The sequence below is a fragment of the Methanothermobacter sp. K4 genome (genome assembly GCF_022014235.1).
Taxonomy (GTDB): domain Archaea; phylum Methanobacteriota; class Methanobacteria; order Methanobacteriales; family Methanothermobacteraceae; genus Methanothermobacter.
The window spans coordinates 1-22,170 of sequence record NZ_JAKLTD010000005.1 but is presented as its reverse complement, the minus strand read 5'-3'; the positions used below and the strand labels follow the sequence as shown (position 1 = coordinate 22,170).

The window sequence follows — 22,170 nt, the reverse complement described above, 5'->3', positions numbered from 1 at the left end:
CCTCAACCGCAAGCCTTGTGTGCGGGCCCACACAGTCGTACTCCTCTGCAAGGTCAAGGAGGCGCACAGCCCGTGGATCCGCATTATGGTACCTGTGCCCGAAACCAGGCACCTTCCTGTTCCTCTGCAGGTGATCATCAACCAGCCTCACAGCAGCCTCAGGAATCTCATCCTCAGATTCACACCCTGAAACCGTCTCCTGGAAAAGCTTCATGGACCTCTCAATGGCCCCAGCATGATTCTTACCAAAGGCCAGAAGACCACCAGCAATACACGCATGCACCGGAGAACCGGCAGAGGCAATCATACGGGCAGCCTGCGTACTGGGCGGAGTCACACCATGATCACAGAAGGACACCAGGACAGCCTCAAGCATCCTCGCAACATTACCCGGAGGAAGCTCACCCCGAATCAACAGGTAAACCATCTCAGAAAAAGAAACACCACCAATCAAATCCTCCTGAGAATAACCCCTGGTAACAATCCGATTAGGCTCAACCCTAGTAATAGAGGTCCTCCACTTCGGATTTTTTACCTTCAGTATATCGTTAATAATTCCTTCAGATATCATGTCTTTCCCTATCTGACTTTGAGTATTTAAATTTTAATACATTTAGTGCACCCATATTCACTTTATGTGAATTAAAATTTTCCGCCGCTGAGATTTAGTTCACTAAATAAGTAATAAAGTACACTAAAATAGTAAATTTTAAATACTCCCGCAACAAGGTAAAGTTTGAGGTGATAAAATGGACACCAAACTGATCATAGGAATAGTCGTAGCAATCGTAATTATTGCTGGCGCAGTCCTGGCACTTGGAGGAGGCGGACAGCAGGAAAAGATCGACATTGTTGGTTCAACTTCTGTTCAGCCAGTTGCCGAGAAACTTGCAGCTGAATACATGAAAAAGCACCCAAACGTTAAGATAAACGTCCAGGGTGGAGGATCCAGTGTGGGGATCAAGAGCGCCCAGGATGGTACCGCAGACATCGGAACAAGTTCAAAGGAACTTAAACCCGATGAGAAGAAAGGTCTTACAGAGTACCTCATAGGTAAGGATGGTATTGCAATAATTGTAAACAGCAAGAACACGGTCTCAGACCTCTCACAGGACCAGGTTAAGGACATCTTCAGTGGAAAGATAACCAACTGGAAAGAGGTCGGAGGACCAGATGCAAAGATAACAGTGATAACACGTGAAGATGGTTCTGGAACCCGAAAGGCCTTTGAAGAAATAGTGATGGGCAAGGAAACCAAGATAAAGAAGGACGCCATAGTTGAAAGTTCAACAGAGGCTGTTAAACAGGCAGTTAAGCAGGATGCAAACGCCATAGGTTTCATATCACTTGCAAACCTCGATGAAACAGTTAAAGCCCTAAAGATTGATGGAGTGGCCCCATCTGAACAGACAGTTGCAGATGGATCATACAAGATACAGAGACCATTCCTCTTCCTGGTCAAGGGTAGCGCACAGGGAGCAGTCAAGGACTTCATTGACTGGGTCCTCAGCCCAGAAGGACAGGCAATAGTCAAATCAGAAAAGGTGGTCCCAGCAAAGGCCTAGTGGTTTTAATTAAAACCACAATTTTTTCTTTCCGTCACCTTCAGTGAACTTTATTAACCAATAGGTGAAATCGATAACTGAAGGTGATGGAGATGGATGTAAAACCACGAAACATTCTCATAATAATCATTATCATCGCACTTGCATACTTCATGATCAAACCGGGTTCAGATTATGAGAGAATTGAAATTGCAGGTTCAACCTCTGTTCAGCCAGTTGCCGAAAAACTAGCCGAGGAATACATGAAGGACCATCCAGATGTCAGGATAAACGTCCAGGGCGGGGGTTCTGGAATGGGTATAAGGACAGCCCAGCAGGGAGTTGTTGATATAGGAACAAGTTCAAAGGCCCTCAAACCCGATGAAAGGGATGGACTTAAGGAATATGTTATAGGAAAGGATGGCATAGTTATTGCTGTCAACCACCAGAACCCAGTCAACGACCTCACAACAGAACAGCTGAGGGACATCTTCAGCGGAAAGATCCGTAACTGGAAGGAGGTTGGAGGCCCAGATGCGGAGATACATGTTATAGTACGTGAGGAGGGCTCAGGAACCAGAAGCTCATTCAAATCACTTGTAATGAAGGATGAAAAGATAAGGTCAGATGCAATTGTCCAGGGGTCCACAGAATCTGTGAAACAGGCAATAAAGAGTGACCCCTATGCGGTGGGTTTTGTCTCAATGGCCCATATGAGTTCAGATGTAAAAGCACTTGAGGTGAACGGAATAACCCCCTCTGAGACCACAGTGGCCGATGGTTCATATCCCCTTGTTGTTCCATTTGAATTCATAACCAAAGGGGAACCCGTGGGGGTTGTGAAGGACTTCATTGACTGGGTCTTTTCACCAGAGGGACAGGCAATTATCAGGAGCCAGAAGGTTGTCCCTGCAATAGCAAATGTCTCAGATGATACCTAGGAGGTAAAACATGATCAGCAAGACAAGGGAAAATCTCATTGAGAAGGGTCTTTTCATAACCGCGATCTTCTCCATAATCGCGATACTTCTCATAATAACCTTTATATTCCGTGAGGGAATTCCGATACTCCAGGACTATGGTGTGATAAATTTCATATTCGGAATGGACTGGGCACCGTCTGATGGTAAGTATGGTGTCTTCACGATGATAGTGGGGTCCATTTGCATCACTCTCCTCTCACTTGCAATAGCGGTTCCACTATCAATCCTGTGCGCCATATTCATGGCAGAGGTGGCCCCTGAGATCATGCGCAAAATCCTGAAACCTGTGATAGAGACCCTTGCAGCAATACCCTCCGTGGTATACGGATTCTTTGGTCTCATAGTGCTTGTGCCATATGTGAGGACCAACATAGGGGGCACAGGTTTCGGAATGCTCACAGCAGCACTCATACTCACGGTCATGATCATGCCCACAATCATAAGTGTATCAGAGGACGCCATAAGGTCGGTGCCCCTCGAGTACAAGGAGGCATCCCTTGCACTGGGAGCAACCCACTGGCAGACCATACGCAAGGTCATCTTTCCTGCAGCGATCCCCGGTATAATAACATCAATCATACTGGGCATGGGCCGCGCCATTGGCGAGACCCTTGCCGTTATAATGGTTGCAGGAAACGTTACACAGATACCATCATCCATCCTGGACCCTGTAAGGGCCCTCACATCCAACATAGCACTGGAAATGGGATATGCAACGGGACTACACTACAGCGCCCTTTTTGGAACAGCCATCATACTCTTTGCGCTTATAATGGTCCTGCTGGTTGTTGCAAACTACTTCCACTACAAGAAAAAGGTTGTGATAGGTGGAGGATACCTCTAGGAGGTTCATGAATGTCTTTCAGGATAATCTCACCGAAAACCAGTCAGAAGATCATGACAGGAGTGCTGTGGGCATCAGGCCTCGTAACAATACTCATCCTGATTGTTATAATAGGCTACATAATGCTCAAGGGCCTTCCAGCATTGACACCGGAATTTCTGCTATCTGAACCCATTGACTCGGGGAGGGCCGGTGGAATAGCCCCCATGATCGTATCAAGCATATACGTCACCCTCATCGCGGGAATAATCGCAACTCCACTTGGTGTAGGGGCAGCTGTTTACATGGCCGAGTACGCCACAGAGGAAAGGATAGTGAAGCTAATAAAGTTCGGTGCAGAGACACTGGCCTCCATACCATCAATAGTGTTCGGTCTCTTTGGCCTGGCGTTCTTCGTTGTATTCCTGGGTCTCGGATGGTCAATTCTTTCAGGGGGCCTTGTACTGGCACTCATGGCCCTTCCAACAATCTTCCAGGTTTCCCAGGTATCCATTGAGACCGTCCCACAGTCATACAGGGAGGGGAGCCTGGCACTGGGGGCCACAAAATGGGAGACAATCTACCGTGTCGTTGTACCCGCAGCACTGCCAGGTATAACCACAGGAGTTATACTTGGAATGGCAAGGGCGATATCAGAGGCGGCGGCGGTCATGTTTGTCGTCGGATCGGCGCTTGCAATGCCCATCTCCATATTTGACCCGGGAAGACCCCTACCACTCCACCTCTATATAATAGCCACGGAGGGTCTTTCACTCAAAAATGCATATGGAACCGCAGCCGTCCTTGTAATAATCGTGCTCCTCATCACGGTTCTCACGAACACTCTTGTTGATAGATACAGAAGGAAGATGATGGGAAGATAGGTGATCTTATGTACAGAATTGAAGTTGAAGACCTCAACGTTTACTTTGACGAGGCACACATCCTCAAGGATGTGAACCTGAAGATTCCAAAAAACACCGTCACGGCCCTGATAGGGCCCTCAGGTTGTGGGAAGTCCACATTCATCAGGACACTCAACAGGATGAACGACGTCATCCCGGGATTCAGACACGAGGGACATGTATACCTTGATGGCGTGGACATCTATGACCCCCAGATGGACGTTGTGGAGCTCAGGAAGAAGGTTGGCATGGTCTTTCAGAAGCCCAACCCCTTCCCAAAGTCAATATTCGAGAACGTGGCCTATGGACTCAGGGTTCATGGCTATGATGACAGGGACTTCCTAGAGGAAAGGGTGGAGGAGAGTCTCAAGGCAGCGGCACTCTGGGATGAGGTTAAGGATAAACTTGATAAGTCCGCCCTTGGCCTCTCAGGCGGTCAGCAGCAGAGACTCTGCATCGCAAGGACCATAGCAATAGAGCCAGAGGTCATACTGATGGACGAACCATGTTCAGCCCTTGACCCCATATCCACCACCAAGATAGAGGACCTCATTCACAAGCTGAAGAGGGATTACACCATAATCATAGTCACCCATAACATGCAGCAGGCAACAAGGATTTCAAAGTACACAGCATTCTTCCTGCACGGCGAAATAGTCGAGAGCGGCCTTACTGAGGAGATATTCATAGAACCCCGGGATAAGAGGACCGAGGACTACATTACAGGAAGGTTTGGATGAAAAGCTTGAGTGGTGAAGTAATTGATTGGTGTTATCCTTGAAAACAAACTTTCAAAGGTGCTGAATGAGGCTGTTGAATATGGTAATGTGACATCTGAAAGGGTTAGGAGCTCTGTATCCAGCTATATTAAGAAGGATGTTGAAACCGCTGAAAGAATAATAGAGGAAACAGCAGGTGTCAATGAGGAGAGCTACAGGATAGAGGATGACTGTCTCAAAATAATAGGACTCCACCAGCCTGTCGCAAAGGACCTCAGACTCGCCTCCGCCATACTCAGAACATCAATCGAACTTGAAAGGATAAACATACTCTCAGCCTACATTGCAAGGTATGCCATTGACAGCACCGACACCGTCATACCACCCCACATAGAGTTCATGTCACAGACCATCCAGGACATGATAAATGACGCCCTCGGAGCCCTCATGAACAGGGATATACAGCTACTCAAGAGGTCCACCAAGAATTATCTCCAGCTGCAGGAATTCTATAACCAGCTCCATGATTCGCAGGGGGATTTCATGGAGTCAGGTAACCTGGTTCTGGTTGCAAGGAACCTTCTCAGTATGGGGCACCATGTCATGGGGATGGATGACAGGATAGCATACCTCATAGTGGGTAAGAGGGTTATACATCACAAGGTATTCTACAGCGTGCTCATGAAATAGTTTGGGGGGATTTAATGTGGCTGCCATTTGATAACCCTAAAAAAATGGATTATAGGGCCCTCAGGAGTTCATCACTCCCTGAGTTTTCCTATATCAGGATTCTAAGCGGTGAAAGTGAGGCCATAGTCTTCATAATGAAGGAAATGATAGTGGGGGCCTGGCACCTCAACCTCAGCACACTTGAGGAGTCACACAGCCACAAGGCAATGGAGAAGATAGAAATAAACGATGATTCAATCATTGAGGTCTATGAGGCTGATGAGGACCTCTTCAGCACACTCATTGAACTCAACGATGAATCAAAACTTTCAATACCCCTTGAGGCAGATATAATAATAAATGAGATGTTCATGGATGTCTCCTCAAGGGATGAGCTCCTTGAAAGGTACAGGATAAGGGTTCCAAGTGATGAGTCAATTGAAAGACTTATCAGTGACTATAAATCCAAGGAGGACTTTTAGATGGAGAAGAAATATCCGCGGATACTCTTCCGCAAAAAGCTTAAGGACCTCAGAAAGGACATGGAGGAAGTTTCCCAGAAAACCCTCAAGACACACAAGACTGCAATTGACCTCCTGATGGAATACGATGATGAGAAAAAGGAGAAGGTCATCAGAAACAGTAAGATAATTGATGAAATGGTTTTTAACCTTGAAAGAAAATCAATAAGTTTAATAGCTGCTGAACAGCCAGTTGCACGTGATCTGAGATTCATAGAGGCATGCATCAAGGTTGGAAGTCACCTCAAGAGGATAGGTTACCTCTCAGCCAATATAGCAGAGGCTGCTGAAAAACTTAAGGATGAGGAGATACCCCGAAAGCCAATGGAGGACCTCAAACACATGTCTGACTTTGTCCAGATGATGCTATCCAAGGGTATCTACGCATTCCTGGACCAGAACATGGACATGGCAAGGGAACTCAGGCATGACGATGATAAGGTGGATGACCTCTTTGACCAGACACTGGAGCATGTAACAGCAAGCATGTTTGAGGATAAGGAGGCAATATCCTACCTTGTTAACCTTCTGTTCATAGCGAGGTTCCTTGAGAGGGTTGGGGACAGGGCTGTTAGCATTGCGGATAGAACAATTTTCATGATAACCTGTGAAAAGCCATGATCACATCCAGATGGCTACTCCCATCCATAATCTTCTCTTTGTTTCTATCACTGGCACTTTTTTTATCTTCATGGACAGCCAACCCATTCTATCTTTTCAATTTTCTCTACATAGGCTCTCTGGTGTCTGCTGGAATTTATCTTATGGGTGCAGAGTTTCAGCATGGAAGGTTACTGGTCCAGCTGGGTGTTGGAAGCTACATGCTGCTCTACCTTGGAATTTTGAGAGCCGAAAACATGCAGATCGAGGGCTTCTGGTACTACATCTCCCTTGGAGTATTCCAGGGAGCTGTAATACACTATGCAATCGCAAAGATTTCTGGACCAGTCCTCTTTGGGAGAGGGTGGTGTGGATATGCGTGCTGGACCTCAATGATACTTGATCTACTGCCATACAGGAGCTATGCCGGCACAAGAAGACCCCTTCTTGGCTACGTGAAATATGTGCTGTTTTTGATAGCCCCTCTAACCGTTTTTCTGATTTTAAATAGGGTGGATAATCCTGATACTGTGATGTTCTGGGCATTCATTGCAGGAAATGTAGCCTATTACATTACGGGAATTGGCCTGGCAGTTGCACTTGGTGACAACAGGGCCTTCTGTAAGTACATATGCCCTGTAAGTATTTTTCTTAAGGTATCCTCCTACCTTTCAGTTCTGAGGGTTAAGTTTGATAAAAATAAATGCAAAAACTGCATGAAATGCCTTGCAGAATGTCCAATGGATGTTGATATGAGATCAGATAGCAGAAGGAGAACCAATGGAACAGACTGCATACTCTGCATGAGGTGCATCTCGATCTGCCAGGAAAAAGCCCTCCATCTATGATTAATCGTCCCTGATGGTGGCTGTGGCTCTCCTTGCAGCCCAGCACTGTATGCAGACACCCACCGGTAGCCCGGCGGTGTGTGTATGGGCAGTCCTTATCTTAACATCGAGTGCCGTTGTTTTACCACCCATACCCATGGGGCCACTGCCGGCTTCATTTATTGATTGGAGTATATTCTCTTCCAGGGATGCAAGTTCTCTTACAGGGTTTCTCTCCCCCACCCTTCCCAGGAGGGCCTTCTTTGCAAGTTTCATTGCAAGGTCTGATGAGCCGCCGATTCCCACACCCACAATCACAGGGGGACAGGGTTTTCCACCGGCTCTTAGGACGGTCTCAACAACAAAGTCCCTGACACCTTCAGCACCATCACCGGGAAGCCCCATGAGCAGTGCATTGTTATTCTCTGATCCGAAACCCTTGGGGAATACCGTTATTTCAAGCCCATCAAGGTCCTCTGCAATTTCAACATCCACCTGTGGAATAAGATGCCCTGTGTTTGTACCTGTATTCTCCCTTGTGAGGGGGTCAACAACGTTTGGTCTGAGGGGAACCTCCTTTGTGGCCCTCTCAACCCCTGCAGCTATACCACCGTAGAGGTTTTCAACTTCAACCTTCCCCATCCTCACAAACACTATGGGGAGCCCTGTATCCTGACATACAGGCACCTCCATCTTCCTTGCAAGTTCAATGTTATCAAGGATGGCCTTGAGGTTCAGGAGGGCGATCTCATCCTCCTCGTTGAGGTAGGCCTTTTTTAGTGCAAGGGTGACATCATCGGGGATTCTGATAACAGCCTCCCTGAACAGACGGCACACTGTCTCCTCAACCATCTCCTGCCTGATCATGGAATCACCAAAAAAATAGTTTGGTCAGTATCTAATCAGATTTTTGAGCCGTTTGAGTTCACCTGTTATCTTATCCCTCTTGGCCGCCATCATCTCCTCTGAACTCTCACTGAGGGCCTTCTTGGGGCATACCACGACACAGAGGGGTTTCTCCCGATCGACACAGAGGTCACATTTCACTGCAACGCCCCTTTCATTGATGGTTATGGCACCAATGGGGCATGCGTCCCGGCAGAGACCGCATCCAATGCATCTGTCCTCGAGGATGACAACGGCACCATCCACCTCAACTATGGCATCCTCTGGGCAGATGTTGAGGCATGGGGCCCTTTCAGGTGCGCAGTGCATGCAGAATATGGGGACACCATCAATGACCCTCATGGCGTTCCGGGGGCATATTCTCTCACACTTCATGCACTCATCGCAAAGTTCCGGATTTGAAACCAGTTCTCTCATGAAATTCCACCTATTCAAGCTTCTGCCGTGCCTTCCTCTTTGCTGTCAGTATGCTGAGGATGTCGGTCCCTTTCTGGCCCTTGCCGATACCTGACATTCTGGATACGAACTTCTTCTGCCTTTCAAGTTTCAGTTTCTCGGTGTCCACGACGCTCAGAGCCCTCCTTGAGCATGCCTTAACACATGCTGGGGTGTCAAGGTCGGGGCACTGGCTGCATTTCTGGGCTTTCCGATCCTCCATTACAACGGCGCCAAAGGGGCATACGAGCATGCAGAGTCCGCAGCCGATGCACCGCTCAGGGTCAACCTCGTCCTGGATGGCGTCTGTGGGGCACACTGTCCTGCAGGGGGCGTCCTCGCACTGCTGGCATATGATGGGATAATAGAGGCCCTCAAGTTCCCTTATCATTATCCTTGAGGCGCCGTATAGTTTCTTGCAGGCCTCCTCACAGTCCCTGCAGCCGTCACAGAGTTCAGGTTGAATGATGATCTTCTGCAATCTAATCCCCCGTTATATCCTGAGCTCCTGGCACACGCTGTCAACGTATTCCTGGATCTTTGCCTTCTGTTCCTCTGTGAGGTGCCTGAACCTTTTCTGGGCGTTCAGGTACTCTTCAACGGGTTTCCTCTGAACTGGCCTGTAGGTTACGCGGAAGTCACCATCCTCTATCTCATAGAGTATCCAGGAACCGGTTTCAACGGCAAGTCTTCCGAGTTCTATTGTCTTTGAGGGATCAAAGCCCCACCCTGTTGTGCATGGCTGATGCAGGTGTATGTAGGAGGGACCCTCGGTGTCCCTTGCCTTCCTCACCTTCTCCATGAAATCCTCAGGGTATGATATTGACGCTGTTGCAACGTAGGGGACACCATGCGCCGCCATTATGAGGGGCATGTTTTTCTTTGGCCTGTCCTCACCGAAGCTCTCCTTTCCATGTGGTGATGTGGTGGTGGAGGCACCGTAGGGTGTTGAGGCACTCCTCTGTATACCTGTGTTCATGTAGGCCTCGTTGTCATAGCAGATGTATATTATATTGTGTCCCCTCTCCATTGCACCTGACAGGGCCTGCATTCCGATATCTGCCGTCCCACCATCACCTGCGAAAGCCACAACGTTAACGTCACCCCTGCCCCTGGCCCTGAGGGCCCTCTCAACACCTGATGCAATCGCAGCAGCGTTTTCAAATGCAACATGGATCCATGGTATCTCCCAGGATGTTTCAGGGTATGGGGTTGTGATAACCTCAAGGCATCCTGTTGATGAGACCGCAACGGTGTTCTTACCGAGAACCTTGAGAGCAAGTCTGACCCCCACTGTGGCACCGCATCCTGCACATCCACGGTGTCCAGGGGCCAGGAATTCTTCTTCAGGTATTTTCATTGTGATTCCTCCTTAAGTCCGATCCAGCTGACACTCCTTTCAGGGTTTTCTGTCTTTTTAACAATTTCCTTGATGTGCTCAGGTGTTATGTCCCTTCCACCGAGGCCCACAATGAACCCGTAAACCTCCTTCTCGGGTAGCAGGGCCTTTAACTCGGTGTGGAGAGCACCACCAATACTGAAGGTTATATTTTTATCCAGAACAGCGATCTTATGGGCATTACTGACGGCTTTTTTGATCTCCTCAGCAGGGAATGGCCTGTGCACCCTGACCTTCAGGAGCCCCACAGATTTGCCTTCCCCTCTCATATCATCAATAACCTCTCTGAGGGTGCTGCAGACTGAGCCCATGGCCACCAGGATTATTTCAGCATCCTCGCAGCGGTATTCCTCAACGAATCCGTATTTCCGCCCGAACATTTCACTGAATTCCTGACAGACCCTTCCAATAACTTTTCTTGACCTCTGCATTGCCCTTTCTACCTCATAGCGGGCCTCCATGTAATAGTTTGGATCTGTGAATGTACCGAGTGACATTGGTTCGTCAGGGTCAAGTATCGCCTGTGGCTGGAATTCTGGCAGGAATGTGTCAACTTCATCCTGTGATGGGATGTCCACGGGCTCCACGGTGTGTGTCAGTATGAAGCCATCCAGACAGACCATGCTTGGAAGGAGAACGTCCCTGTCCTCTGAAACCCTGTAGGACATTAGAACTGAGTCAAGGGCTTCCTGTCCACTTTCAGCGTATATCTGCATCCACCCGGAGTCCCTTTCAGCTATTGAGTCCTGGTGGTCATTCCATATACTGAGTGGAGCTGATAGGGCACGGTTGGCATTTGCCATGACAATGGGGTTCCTTAGTCCTGCTGCAGCATAGACTATCTCATGCATCAGTGCAAGGCCCTGGGATGATGTTGCTGTGAAAACTCTCACACCTGCACCTGATGCCCCCACGCATGCGCTCATGGCGCTGTGCTCTGACTCGACCCTTATGTACTCGGCATCGAGCTCACCATCAGCCACAAATTTTGCAAGGTACTCTGATATTGAGGTCTGGGGTGTTATCGGATAAACAGGGATGACCTTTGGTTTCGCAAGTTTTGCTGCTTCTGCAACGGCCTGATTTGCGGATATAACCTTAAGAACCATTTAGAGTCTCTCCTATTTTTCTCTCTCCATCTTTATTGCCTTGACAGGGCATTCCTCTGCGCATATTCCGCATCCCTTACAGTAATCATAGTCAATCTCATGCTCCTTATCTATGCAGCCTTCGGGACAGAAAAGGATGCAGTTATCACAGTCTATACATTTATCCTTATCAAGGAATGGTTTGAATGTTCTCCAGCTCCCCGTCTTGTTTTTACGGGTGCTTCCTGGTTCTCTGACGGTTGCTCCAAGTGATTCCATTATATTCACCCTGACTGTTTCATTTTTTCATAGGCTATCCTTGCAGCCTCTGCGTTTTTATCCCCAATTTTCCCTGGGAATGTTTCTTTGATAATCTTTATGAGTGAATCTATGCTTACAAGACCGGTTACACCTGCAAATGCCCCGAGCATTACGGTGTTAACGATGGGTCTTCCAAGGTTCTCAAGTGCTATGCCTGTGGCGTCAATGGTGTGGACCTCAGCTTTCTCTGAGGTGAAGGTGCCTGCAGTATTGAGTACAACCACACCACCATCCTTTAAGCCTGAAAATACGTCAACCACATCAACAAGTCCCTCATCGAGAACAACAACATAATCGGGATTGTAAACCTGATACCTTCTCCTGATGGGTTCATCATCGATTCTTGTGAAAGCCATAACTGGAGCGCCTCTACGCTCAACACCGAAGAATGGAAAGGCCTGTGAGTATTTACCGTCTTCAAAGGCAGCTTTAGCTAGAATCTCTGCCGCTGTAACAGCGCCCTGGCCACCGCGTCCATGAAAGCGAATTTCGATCATAGTCTACCTCCATTTCTCATTGTTAATCATTATAAATTTTTAATATATATACATGTTGGTCAATTAAAATTAATAGGGGTAATGAAATGAGAGTCCTTATAATCACAGGAAAACTTGCATCAGGGACTGTGAGGGATGCAGTATCAGCTTCAAGCCATGAAGTTCATGTTCACGTGGTTAACACGCCCATAGCGGCCTTTTTAACACCACGCAAAATAATATCTGAAATCAATGACATTAACTTTTCGGATGGAGCACCAGACATGATAATCGTACCGGGCCTCATACCCAAGGACGTGAAGGTGATATGGGAAGAAACAGGTATACCAGCCTATAAGGGACCCACAGATGCAGCTGACCTCCCCATAGTTCTCGATATGCTTGATGAACTTGAACTCTCCACCAGGAAACCGGCCGACAGGCTCATTGAGGAGGAGCAGAGGCGTAGGGCCCTCCAGTTCATAGAGGACTTTGAGAACGATACCAGAAAGAGGGAGGAGCTGCTGGAGGGGGATGAAAACATACTCATAGGTAACCTTCCAGTAGGGAGGGACTTCCCCATGAGGGTCCTCGCGGAGGTTGCCAATGCCCCCATTCTCCTGAAAGAAGGTAAACTCAGGGAAAGGATTGAATATTTCATTAAAAGCGGGGCGGACATGATTGACCTCGGAATGCTGGCCGGTGAGGACAACTCAGAGCTGCTCCCTGAAATAATCGAAACAGCACGCTCAGCTGCCCCTCACCTACCCCTCAGTGTGGATAGCCTCAACCCCCCTGAAATTGAGGCCGCAGTCGAGTGTGGCGTGGATATGATCCTGAGCCTGGACCTTGGAAACTACAGGGACGTTCTAAAGTCACTCAGAAAAAACAGTGTACCTGCAGTGATCCTACCAACAGACTACAGTGAGGGATGGGTCCCTGAAACGGTTGAGGAGAGGGTTGATGCCCTGGAGAAACTCAAAGGAAAATGCAGGGGTATAGATGTAATAGCCGACCCTGTGCTTGATCCGGTAAACAGCAGGAGCATAGTGGAGTCTGTGATGGCATGCAGAATGTACACAGAGAGAAACCCCGACCCTGTGTTCTTTGGTGTTGGGAACGTAACCGAACTCCTCGATGTAGACTCCACAGGGGTGAATGCGCTTCTCGCTGGTTTTGGAATGGAACTGGGCGTGAGCATACTCTTCACACCCGAGGAGAGCGGAAAAGCACTTGGAAGCGTTCATGAACTCTCAGTGGCATCAAAGATGATGTTCCTGGCCAAACACAGGGGATCTGTACCCAAGGACCTTGGAATAAACCTTGTACTATTCAAGGATAAGAGAAAACCCAGCAGGATAGTTGAGGAAATCAGTGTACCCACCATTGAGGCAGAGGGGGGTATGAAGTTCGTAAGGGATAAATGCGGCAGCTTCAAGATCATGGTTGAGGACGACAGGATAAAGGCAGTCCTCTATGATAAAACAGAGCCGGTAATTGCCTTCACATCAGATAGCGCCAAAAGGTTATATGAGGAGATTATAAATAGAAAACTTGTAAGCAGACTTGAACATGCAGCCTACCTTGGAGCAGAATTAAAGAAGGCAGAAATAGCCCTGAGGACGGGTAAGGGTTATGTTCAGGATTTTGAACTCTTTGAGAGGTCAGTGCTATTTGAAAATGGTCAGCGTTAATTAATGGCTTGTTTTTACACATAAGGGAGAGTTTAGATGCAGTGCACCAGGTGTGGATCAGAAAGGGTCATAATAAACAGGAAATACTCTGGACAGATGCTCTGCAGTGAATGCTTCATAGAAACCACCAGAAAGAAGGTAATGAGGGATATAAGGAAATATGGGCTTATAGAAAGGGGTGACAGGGTCCTTGTGGGGCTTTCAGGCGGAAAGGACAGCATCATGGTCACCGACATCCTCGATGAGCTGAGGAACAGAAATATAATAGAACTTGAGGCTGTAACCATCGATGAGGGCATATCAGGTTACAGGGAGGATGGTGTAAGGATTGCCAGAAGATTCTGTGCCGAGAGGGGCATAACCCACAGGGTTGTCACGCTGAAGGATTATGCAGGCATAACACTTGATGAGGTCATGAAAAATCCCTCAAGGGGGGCATGCACATACTGCGGAGTTTTCAGACGCTGGATACTTAACAGGGAGGCCCAAAAGAGTGGGGCAACGAAGATAGCAACCGGCCACAACCTGGACGATGAGTGCCAGGCCATAGTCATGAATTACCTGGAGGGTAACCTTGAAAACCTCAAAAGGATAGGCCCCATGACATCCACTGCAGGCGGAAGGTTCATACCAAAGATCAAACCCCTCAGGGAGATACCTGAAAGGGAGGTTGGGCTGTACGTCCTTGCAAGGGGCCTTGATGTCCACCTTGCAGGCTGCCCCTATGCAGCAGGCTCATTCAGAAGGGAAATAGGTGACTTCCTGAAGCAGATATCTGTGAAACGTCCCACTATAATGTACTCCACCCTAAGGGGCTTTGATAAAATAAAGGAGACCCTTATAAGGGATATGGATGGCATCAGGAAATCAGGGACGTGTGTACGTTGCGGTGAGCCATCATCAGGCAGGTTATGTAAGGCATGCACATTCATAAACGAATTAGGGGTGAATGAAGATGAAGTTCACAGTGATCACAGATGATGGAAAGAGAGTAATGGAATCTGAAGAAAAAAAGAAGATTAAGGACATCTTACAGGAACTCCAGATCCCACTGGAGACAGCCGTTGTTAAAAGGAACAGTGAGATAGTGATAGAGGAAGAGGAAATATCTGATGGGGATATTATTGAGATAATCAGGGTAATCTATGGGGGTTAGGTGAGGGTTTGGAGATGAAGGTATCTGTTGAGACCGTCCTCAGAGCCGGTGGAAAACCATGGTTTAGGTGAGGGTTTGGAGATGAAGGTATACTATGAATGCGCGCCATGTTTCCTGCGGCAGGCAAGGGAGGCCCTTGATCTTGCAACAGATGACGAGGACCTCAAACTCCATGTAATGATGAAGGTGGTTGAACTCCTGAATGAAAGATTCAGGAAGGGTCAGGCATCAAATGAACTCGGAACAGCAATGCACAGGCTCATAAAGGAGATGACAGGCTCGGAGGACCCCTACCTCATGGAGAAGAGGCGGTGCAATGAGATAGCATCCAGGTTCCTGCCGCTTGCTGAGGAGTACCTCCAGAAACACGGCGACCTGGAAAGCCATGTTAAGGTTGCAATAACAGGCAACATAATAGACTTCGGTGCCCTGGGACTTGACTTCAACCATGATCAGGGTATTGAGGAGTCACTGAAGGCCCCGCTAAGGATAAACCATGTGCCCTTACTCGAAAAAAAACTTGAGGATGCCTCAGAGGTCCTTTATCTCCTGGATAATACAGGTGAGATACTCTTTGACAGGCCACTCATTGAAAGGATTGGAGAGTATGGGGTTGATGTGAAGGTTGCAGTTAAGGGCAAACCCATCCTCAACGACGCATGCATGGAGGATGCAATTAATGCGGGCCTCCATGAGGTGGCTGAAATCGTAACAACAGGCACCGACTCTGTGGGAATGGTTCAAAGCGAGGTATCAGAGGATTTCATGAGGATCTTTGAGGAGGCCGAGGTTGTTATAGCCAAGGGGATGGGTAACTATGAGGGCCTTACAGAGATAGATGCCGAAGGAGACATTTTCTGTCTTCTTAATGCGAAGTGTCATGCAATCGCAAGGGATCTGGGCGTTAAGAAGGGTGATAACGTGGCTGTGAAACTCTGACCTGTATGTTTGCGGAGATTGCATCTTGCGGATGTAATTAGGTCTGATCTCTATGTGAAGTAATATGCTGGTGGTAGGTGGATGTGACTAAAAAATGGGTTATTTCAGGCGTTCTGCTGGGGTTGATGGTGATACTTTTCATGTACTCAACCCAGCCACATAACACCCCAGAGAAAAATGAGACACAGAAGGGGGAGTTCATGTGGTATAACAGTCCCCAGGAGGCCATAGATGAGGCATCAAAGCAGAATAAGAGGGTAATTCTCATATTCTCAGCGTCATGGTGTCCATCCTGCAGGAAACTTGAAGATGAAACCCTGAAGAACCAGGATGTTTTAGGGAAGATTTCAGAGAACTACATTGCAGCGAAGATTGATGTGGACTCCGACCCATCGGCAGCATCAAGTTATGGTATCTATGTTATTCCAACCACAATCATACTGGATTCCTCCGGAAATGAGATAGGAAGAAGAGAGGGATACATGGCCCCTGAGGAGTTCCTCTCATATCTGGGGTAAAGCCATGCATGAATACATCCTGTCATTTGCTGCAGGGATATTTTCAGCCCTATCCCCATGCATAATCCCTGTTGTACCCATCCTGTTCTCTGAGGCAATTATGGGGGATAAAAGACAGACCACATTTTTTTCAGCAGGGTTTGCCTCGGTGTTTCTCTCTGTGATACTGCTAACAGCCGTATTCACAGCAGCCGTGAATTATTACCTCCTCTATCTGCGCATACCCGCATCCATCATTATAATACTCATGGGCGTATGGCTTCTATCTGAGAAACCCCTCCTTTCATTCAGGGTTCCAGCCACCGAAAATCACCTTCTTCTGGGGTTCCTCACGGCCCTTGCATGGTCACCATGCTACAGCCCCTATCTGATAACTGTTATATCATACTCTGCACTGGAAACCGGGAGGGTTATCCTTAACCTGCTCCTCTACACAGCAGGTTTATCATCTGTACTTATTTTCCTGGTTTTAATGGCAGAGCAGCCATTTAAAAGACTCGCTGAAAGGACTGGGGATCTGAGAAAATTCGGAGGTCTCATGATAATAGCTGCAGGCATCTACATGCTTTACCAGCTGATTGGATGAAAACTGCACAGTTACAGTATAGAATCTTAGGTGATAGTCATGAGGGTAGGATTCATAGGTTTCGGGGAAGTGGCGTATACCATCGCCTCAAGGCTCAGGAGGGAGGGTGTTGATGTTGTAACCTCCCTTGAGGGTAGGAGCACCAGGACGGTGAAACTTGCAGGAGAAGCAGGGGTCCTTGATGTGCCAAAGGAAGAGGTATATTCAGCGGATATTGTCATATCTGCTGTCACCCCCGCAGTGGCTGTTGAGGCGGCAAAGGATGCAGGAGAACATGTAAAGGGGGTTTATGTGGATATAAACAACATCGCACCCAGGACAGTAAGGAAGGCCAGTTCCTTCATAAAAAATGGCAGATTCGCTGACGCAGCCATAATGGGGAGCGTCCGGAGGAAGGGCGCCGGGGTGCTCATAATAGCTGCAGGTGAAGGCGCTGAGGATTTCATGAAACTTAACAGGTATGGATTGAACATTGAGGTCCGCGGCCAGAGACCAGGGGATGCATCGGCAATCAAGATGCTCAGAAGCAGCTACACTAAGGGTGTTTCCGCTCTTCTCTGGGAAACACTTCTTTCAGCACACATGATGGGTCTTGAGGAGGATGTCATGGAGGTACTTGAGTACACTGAGGGCCCTGAATTCAGAGAATCCACGCTTTCGAGGTTGAAGAGTTCCATAATCCATGCAGGAAGGAGATATGAGGAGATGAGGGAGGTTCAGAGCATGCTTGAGGAGCTTATCCATCCCTCAATGCCATCATGCATCATGAGGGTATTTGAAAGGCTCAATGAAATTGATGCCCCCTCTGATACCGATTACAGGGACCTCCTCAGACTGGTGGCAGGGAAATATCAGCCACCAAGTGACGATGCAGATATAAACAGGTAGAAATATAATATCCAGTGGTGGGGAAATGAACTCAGACCTTGAAAATGAATGTGCCGCAAACCTCATGGAACTTGTGGGGAAAAGGGTTGTCGACGTGGAATTCAGGGCCCATGATGATAAATGCTGGAGAATCTACATAACCACCGATTCAGGCAGGATAGTGATGACATTCTGCAGGGACTGGAAATGCCCTGTTGTTGAGAAAAGGGATAAAGTTAAAGATCTTCCAGATTTAATGGAAGGTTAATTGATCCTCACAAGGACTCTGAAGCCATCCTTCCTCTTTCTTATCCTGGCATGGAATGGTATTATATGTGAATCTATTATGAGTCTGAGATAGGTTGCCATCTGCGCTGAAAGGTGAAGTGGACTCCTTATCCTGACCCCATTCCTTATCTGGCAGGATAGGATATCGTTCCGGTCAACGTATATACTGGCATCCATCCCATCCCTGATGCTCCTTAGCTCATGCCTTCTTAGACTCAGGCCTGCCTCAAAGGATGATGGGGCATTCACCTTATGTCTGCCCATGAGGAACATTTCATTGGCCCTTCCTGAACTCATACCCTCAGTGACCTTCTCTGAGACAAACCAGGCCCTATCAATCAGGTTACCCACCCGCTGATCCGGTGGAATCCACCCCTTCTCGGTGTAGTGTTCAATGAGGTCCCTTACCTCCTCTCTCCTTACATTCATCTCTATTGAACTCATGGCAAGTCTCGTCAGCACCGGGCCATACCCGGCCTTTCGGAAGGCGGCCCATATCTGGCCTTCCCTGTAGTATTTCCTGTTTCTCACGATGGAGTTGATGGCATCTGCATTGAGGTAGGCTATTCTCATCAGTTCCCCGCGGGATAGGTTATTCATTCTTTCCATTATAACATCAAGGTTTCTCCTGCCGGGTATGGTTCCCTTTTCTATTTCCCTTTCAAGGATTCTGATGGTTGATTCTGGCAGAACCCTCTGTACACTGGGTGGTATCTCCATATTGTTCTCAATTATTTCCTGCCTTATCTCCCTCCCGGAAATTTTTGAACCCTCAACGGTAAGTTCCGGGATTATATGGAACTTCATTTTACGTCTGTACTTGCTGTAAAGGAATTCATTAACCGCAAACCACCTTATTACGTTTCTGTTTGGGAGGTCACGTGGTATGCCACTGAACACACCCCTTGATGCAAATTCCCTCGCCTTTTTGATTATAAGGTCAGGTGAGACATTTGCAGCATCGACATAGTCAACCACGCCATCCTCTATCATCATGGCTATCCTTATTGGCACCGTATATGCAAGGGTCAGACGGTAGTGGAGTCCCTCAATGGGAACAACCCTATCAGCCCCCGCTTCGAGGGCCATTTCCTTTCTTGCTTCGTAGGGAACAAAAAATGGGGCGTGGTTTGCACTGAAATCCCTGTTGAGGTAAATTACAACCTCATCACCTGTTTCATCTGCTATTTCACGACCCTTCTCTATGAGTCTCACATGGCCGAGGTGCACGGGATCAAAGTCAGCGCTTATGCCAATCATTGCTCATCAGTCCATGATTTTTCAGCTGTATTCACTGTATTTTATATCTGTGGATGCTGTGGCCTCTGAAAACCTCAATTCAGCCAGCCATAGTGATCTGCATTCGCATTCATATGTGGGTACCTGGGTCTGCTCAAGGTTTGCCCTGATTATGAGATTCTTGAGGTCTCTGTTACATTTTTTGCAGTTGTAGGGTCCTCTGGATATCCCAAAACCGGATGTATCCATTATGGCAGGCACTGAAACCTTTTCTCTTGTCCTGTTGATTATTTCAATGAGGCTCCATATCCATGGGGGTCTGTAGGAGCCCTTTCTCCAGAGATCCTCCATAAGGGTCCCCCTGTGCACTGTTGATGGGCAGAAGGATAGGCGGTCAACACCGACCTTTTCAGCATAAATGGCGGTGGAAATGGCTTCCTCCACAGCCCTTTTTTCTGAGACCAGAATCGGCTTTACGAGGATGTATGCCTTTGACCTGACATTAAAATCCCTTTTAAGGTTACTGATGGTGTTTACTGCCATCTCAAAGTCACTGTTACTGAAACCCTTGTTTATCTTCGCCAACCTTGTCTTTTCATTGCAGGTTTCAAGGCCAATGCTTATTTCAACTATCTTATCAGCTGCAAGTTCACAGCATCTTGCAACAGCTTCCTGGTTTATGTACTCGGGTCTGGATTCAAATATTATTTCCTCAACATTTTCCAGGGCACCGAGTCTGCTGAGTATGTGCTCCATTGCCTCCTGGGGGAACTCTTCAGGGTTCAGGAAACTTCCTGAGGTGAATATCTTAACAGCTGTTTTTTCCTCAAATTCGTAACGGGAGATGATACCATCGAATATTTCGATGATCTTGTCTGCCTCCACAGGTTCCAGAAATGAGTCAGAGATGTAGCTGCACATTGTACAGCCACCGGTTTCTGATAGGGCCCATGAGCAGCCTATGGTGGGAAGTATCATAAAGAGGGCCCTTCCCTTTCCCGAGTATAATAGATCTTCCTGGATCCAGCTTGCTGAGAGCTCATCTGGACTTTTTGGTTTTATTTTTTTCAGGGCCTTTTTCCTTGTCCTGGATGCTAATTCACTTATCATTTTGATCCTAATAGTGGTTTATGTTGGTGGGTTTTTTGACTCTTTATTTTAATTTAAGTGGGTGACTGAATAGTGGTTTATGTTATGGTTGGAGGACTTTTTATTTATAATTTAATTAGGATCAGTAAAAATAGCTTAGGATTAAGGCAGAGAATAATTTAAAATTAGTAAAATAAAAGTTTTCTGGGATTAGAAGCTTGCTATAACTTCTCCCAGGAGTTTTATTGATTTTTCTTTGTCTGGACCTATTGGTGATCCTGCAACGTACTGGGTTACGCCCATTTCACCGAGGGCTTCAATTTTTGGTATGAATTCGTCAGGTGTACCTACAACTGAGAATGCTTCCATGAGTGCATCGTCAACTGCACCTATTGCTCCACCAAAGTCCCCTTTACCGAGGAGTTCACCGAATTTTTTACCTGTGTCGGCTGGTAGGCCGTGTCTTTCAAATACTGGTGGTGGTGATCCTGCTGCAATGAATGCAACAACTATTTTTGCTGCGTTTGCAGCTGCAGCTGCATCCTCATCGATTGAGCAGCATGTGTATGCTGCAACGTCAATGTCTGAGAGGCTCTTACCTGCGGCTTCAGCACCTTCCTTTATGAGTGGCACTGCTGCTTCGAAGTCTTTTGGGTTTGATGCGTTTATGAGTGCACCGTCAGATATTTCACCTGCTGTTTTAAGCATCATTGGGCCCTGAGCACCCATGTATATGGGTATCTTTTCCTGGACAGCCTTGACACCCATTAACTGGGCGCCTGTTTCGGTTTTTTCACCGGCGAGGAGGGTTCTCATCATTGCAATTGCATCTTTTATGGTTGAAACAGGTTTTGTCCATTCGATTCCAAGGGCATCGAAGGTAGCTTTGTCACCGGGGCCAATACCAAGAGTTGCTCTTCCGTTTGAAAGCTCGTCAAGTGTGGCTATGGCTGAGGCTGTTATTGCAGGGCTTCTCACGTAGGGGTTTGTGACACCTGGGCCGAGTTTTATTGTTTCTGTTCCCACTGCAATCAGGGCAAGGGTCTCGTATACATTCTTGTTGTTGTAGTGGTCTGTGATCCAGGCGTATTCGAAGCCCACGTCTTCAGCCAGTTTCACGAGCTTCACTATCTTTTCTATTGGCTCATTTGGAACAAATTCGATACCAAACTTCATAATTTATCACCATTTAAAACTTTATCCGTCCTATAAAAATAATTTGTTATTTAATGATAATCGAAAGTTTTAAATAAGGATGCTGTGCTATAATGGGAATCTTTAAATCAGAATATATGTGCGGGGAGTTTTTTCTGACCTTTAAATGCTTCAATATCCGATTTATGACGCATTCTTTACAGGTCTCCTGATCGGACCCTGCCACTTATATAATAATACCATGTCCATCAGCAGTCGGGTTACCGCAATCTTTATATAATATAATACTTATATTATTAATCTACCCGGTACACGATACTTGTCATGAAATGACGGCCCCACCTTTGCAATTTTTTCGATTTTGTTTATGTTTGGTGGGGGGGTGTGTACTGGGTGTGCCATGGTTTGTCCAGTGGCGCGGGT

28 protein-coding genes are annotated in these 22,170 nt (G+C 47.3%); 17 read left to right on the top strand and 11 right to left on the bottom strand.

All coding sequences use genetic code 11. The features are described from left to right. A partial coding sequence (locus L5462_RS09185) for a citryl-CoA lyase (protein ID WP_237780477.1) occupies positions 1 to 571 on the bottom strand: 571 nt, incomplete at its 3' end. A gap of 178 nt (positions 572 to 749) precedes the next feature. Between L5462_RS09185 and L5462_RS09180 the strand changes: the two genes are divergently transcribed. From L5462_RS09180 to L5462_RS09140, 9 genes are all read left to right on the top strand, one after another. After that, entirely contained in the window at positions 750 to 1,565 is an 816-nt protein-coding gene (locus L5462_RS09180; RefSeq protein WP_237780476.1) for a phosphate ABC transporter substrate-binding protein, read from the top strand. Positions 1,566 to 1,657: 92 nt separating this feature from the next. After that, entirely contained in the window at positions 1,658 to 2,485 is an 828-nt protein-coding gene (locus L5462_RS09175; RefSeq protein WP_237780475.1) for a phosphate ABC transporter substrate-binding protein, read from the top strand. 10 nt (positions 2,486 to 2,495) lie between these two features. Next, on the top strand, positions 2,496 to 3,371 hold the full coding sequence (gene pstC, locus L5462_RS09170; RefSeq protein WP_237780474.1) for a phosphate ABC transporter permease subunit PstC: 876 nt from the start codon (positions 2,496 to 2,498) through the stop codon (positions 3,369 to 3,371). An 11-nt stretch (positions 3,372 to 3,382) separates the two neighbouring features. Next, complete coding sequence (gene pstA / locus L5462_RS09165) at positions 3,383 to 4,234, top strand: phosphate ABC transporter permease PstA (protein ID WP_237780473.1); 852 nt, start codon at positions 3,383 to 3,385, stop codon at positions 4,232 to 4,234. A gap of 8 nt (positions 4,235 to 4,242) precedes the next feature. Beyond that, positions 4,243 to 4,995: a phosphate ABC transporter ATP-binding protein PstB gene (pstB, locus tag L5462_RS09160; protein WP_237780472.1), complete on the top strand. Its 753-nt coding sequence runs from the start codon at positions 4,243 to 4,245 to the stop codon at positions 4,993 to 4,995. A gap of 21 nt (positions 4,996 to 5,016) precedes the next feature. Then, positions 5,017 to 5,664, top strand: coding sequence for a phosphate uptake regulator PhoU (locus L5462_RS09155; RefSeq protein ID WP_237780471.1), 648 nt, complete (start codon positions 5,017 to 5,019; stop codon positions 5,662 to 5,664). 44 nt (positions 5,665 to 5,708) lie between these two features. Continuing rightward, positions 5,709 to 6,125 carry a DUF2226 domain-containing protein gene (locus L5462_RS09150; RefSeq protein WP_237780470.1) on the top strand — a complete coding sequence of 139 codons (417 nt, stop codon included), beginning with the start codon at positions 5,709 to 5,711 and terminating at the stop codon, positions 6,123 to 6,125. Then, positions 6,126 to 6,785 carry a phosphate signaling complex protein PhoU gene (phoU, locus tag L5462_RS09145; RefSeq protein ID WP_237780469.1) on the top strand — a complete coding sequence of 220 codons (660 nt, stop codon included), beginning with the start codon at positions 6,126 to 6,128 and terminating at the stop codon, positions 6,783 to 6,785. Between the two features lie 122 nt (positions 6,786 to 6,907). Continuing rightward, entirely contained in the window at positions 6,908 to 7,612 is a 705-nt protein-coding gene (locus L5462_RS09140; RefSeq protein ID WP_237780468.1) for a 4Fe-4S binding protein, read from the top strand. On the opposite strand, the gene L5462_RS09135 is transcribed toward L5462_RS09140, so the two are convergent. From L5462_RS09135 to porC, 7 genes are read right to left on the bottom strand one after another with little or no spacing between them, the layout of a single operon-like run. Then, positions 7,613 to 8,458, bottom strand: a complete 846-nt coding sequence (locus L5462_RS09135; RefSeq protein WP_237780467.1) for a fumarate hydratase — start codon at positions 8,456 to 8,458, stop codon at positions 7,613 to 7,615. Positions 8,459 to 8,482: 24 nt separating this feature from the next. After that, on the bottom strand, positions 8,483 to 8,914 hold the full coding sequence (locus tag L5462_RS09130; RefSeq protein WP_237780466.1) for a 4Fe-4S dicluster domain-containing protein: 432 nt from the start codon (positions 8,912 to 8,914) through the stop codon (positions 8,483 to 8,485). 10 nt (positions 8,915 to 8,924) lie between these two features. Beyond that, entirely contained in the window at positions 8,925 to 9,413 is a 489-nt protein-coding gene (locus L5462_RS09125) for a 4Fe-4S dicluster domain-containing protein (protein ID WP_237780465.1), read from the bottom strand. Between the two features lie 12 nt (positions 9,414 to 9,425). Further along, complete coding sequence (porB, locus tag L5462_RS09120; RefSeq protein WP_237780464.1) at positions 9,426 to 10,292, bottom strand: pyruvate synthase subunit PorB; 867 nt, start codon at positions 10,290 to 10,292, stop codon at positions 9,426 to 9,428. Next, the gene (gene porA / locus L5462_RS09115) at positions 10,289 to 11,440 is read right to left on the bottom strand and encodes a pyruvate synthase subunit PorA (protein WP_237780463.1); all 1,152 of its coding nucleotides are present in this window, start codon (positions 11,438 to 11,440) and stop codon (positions 10,289 to 10,291) included. The genes porB and porA overlap by 4 nt, the downstream gene beginning before the upstream one ends. Before the next feature lie 12 nt (positions 11,441 to 11,452). Next, positions 11,453 to 11,698, bottom strand: a complete 246-nt coding sequence (gene porD / locus L5462_RS09110) for a pyruvate synthase subunit PorD (RefSeq protein WP_147671161.1) — start codon at positions 11,696 to 11,698, stop codon at positions 11,453 to 11,455. Between the two features lie 5 nt (positions 11,699 to 11,703). Continuing rightward, the gene (gene porC / locus L5462_RS09105; RefSeq protein ID WP_237780462.1) at positions 11,704 to 12,237 is read right to left on the bottom strand and encodes a pyruvate synthase subunit PorC; all 534 of its coding nucleotides are present in this window, start codon (positions 12,235 to 12,237) and stop codon (positions 11,704 to 11,706) included. 86 nt (positions 12,238 to 12,323) lie between these two features. Between porC and L5462_RS09100 the strand changes: the two genes are divergently transcribed. The 8 genes from L5462_RS09100 to L5462_RS09065 all read left to right on the top strand — a co-directional run bounded on the left by L5462_RS09100 (position 12,324) and on the right by L5462_RS09065 (position 18,244). Then, positions 12,324 to 13,910: a dihydropteroate synthase-like protein gene (locus L5462_RS09100; protein ID WP_237780461.1), complete on the top strand. Its 1,587-nt coding sequence runs from the start codon at positions 12,324 to 12,326 to the stop codon at positions 13,908 to 13,910. A 36-nt stretch (positions 13,911 to 13,946) separates the two neighbouring features. Then, complete coding sequence (locus L5462_RS09095) at positions 13,947 to 14,891, top strand: TIGR00269 family protein (RefSeq protein WP_237780460.1); 945 nt, start codon at positions 13,947 to 13,949, stop codon at positions 14,889 to 14,891. After that, entirely contained in the window at positions 14,866 to 15,066 is a 201-nt protein-coding gene (locus tag L5462_RS09090) for a MoaD/ThiS family protein (protein ID WP_237780459.1), read from the top strand. The genes L5462_RS09095 and L5462_RS09090 overlap by 26 nt, the downstream gene beginning before the upstream one ends. An 81-nt stretch (positions 15,067 to 15,147) precedes the next feature. Beyond that, positions 15,148 to 16,005: a DUF89 domain-containing protein gene (locus tag L5462_RS09085; RefSeq protein WP_237780478.1), complete on the top strand. Its 858-nt coding sequence runs from the start codon at positions 15,148 to 15,150 to the stop codon at positions 16,003 to 16,005. Between the two features lie 140 nt (positions 16,006 to 16,145). Continuing rightward, positions 16,146 to 16,523, top strand: coding sequence for a thioredoxin family protein (locus L5462_RS09080; protein WP_237780458.1), 378 nt, complete (start codon positions 16,146 to 16,148; stop codon positions 16,521 to 16,523). 4 nt (positions 16,524 to 16,527) lie between these two features. Then, positions 16,528 to 17,109, top strand: a complete 582-nt coding sequence (locus L5462_RS09075; protein WP_237780457.1) for a cytochrome c biogenesis CcdA family protein — start codon at positions 16,528 to 16,530, stop codon at positions 17,107 to 17,109. Between the two features lie 39 nt (positions 17,110 to 17,148). After that, positions 17,149 to 17,997, top strand: coding sequence for an NAD(P)-dependent oxidoreductase (locus L5462_RS09070; RefSeq protein ID WP_237780456.1), 849 nt, complete (start codon positions 17,149 to 17,151; stop codon positions 17,995 to 17,997). Positions 17,998 to 18,022: 25 nt separating this feature from the next. Beyond that, entirely contained in the window at positions 18,023 to 18,244 is a 222-nt protein-coding gene (locus L5462_RS09065) for a hypothetical protein (protein ID WP_237780455.1), read from the top strand. Here the strand turns inward: L5462_RS09065 and L5462_RS09060 are convergent. From L5462_RS09060 to mer, 3 genes are all read right to left on the bottom strand, one after another. Further along, positions 18,241 to 19,524, bottom strand: coding sequence for an adenylyltransferase/cytidyltransferase family protein (locus tag L5462_RS09060; RefSeq protein WP_237780454.1), 1,284 nt, complete (start codon positions 19,522 to 19,524; stop codon positions 18,241 to 18,243). The two genes, L5462_RS09065 and L5462_RS09060, sit on opposite strands and share 4 nt — an antisense overlap. A gap of 21 nt (positions 19,525 to 19,545) precedes the next feature. Then, on the bottom strand, positions 19,546 to 20,613 hold the full coding sequence (locus tag L5462_RS09055; RefSeq protein WP_237780453.1) for an archaeosine biosynthesis radical SAM protein RaSEA: 1,068 nt from the start codon (positions 20,611 to 20,613) through the stop codon (positions 19,546 to 19,548). 189 nt (positions 20,614 to 20,802) lie between these two features. Then, positions 20,803 to 21,768, bottom strand: a complete 966-nt coding sequence (mer, locus tag L5462_RS09050; protein WP_237780452.1) for a 5,10-methylenetetrahydromethanopterin reductase — start codon at positions 21,766 to 21,768, stop codon at positions 20,803 to 20,805. Positions 21,769 to 22,170: the final 402 nt, after the last annotated feature.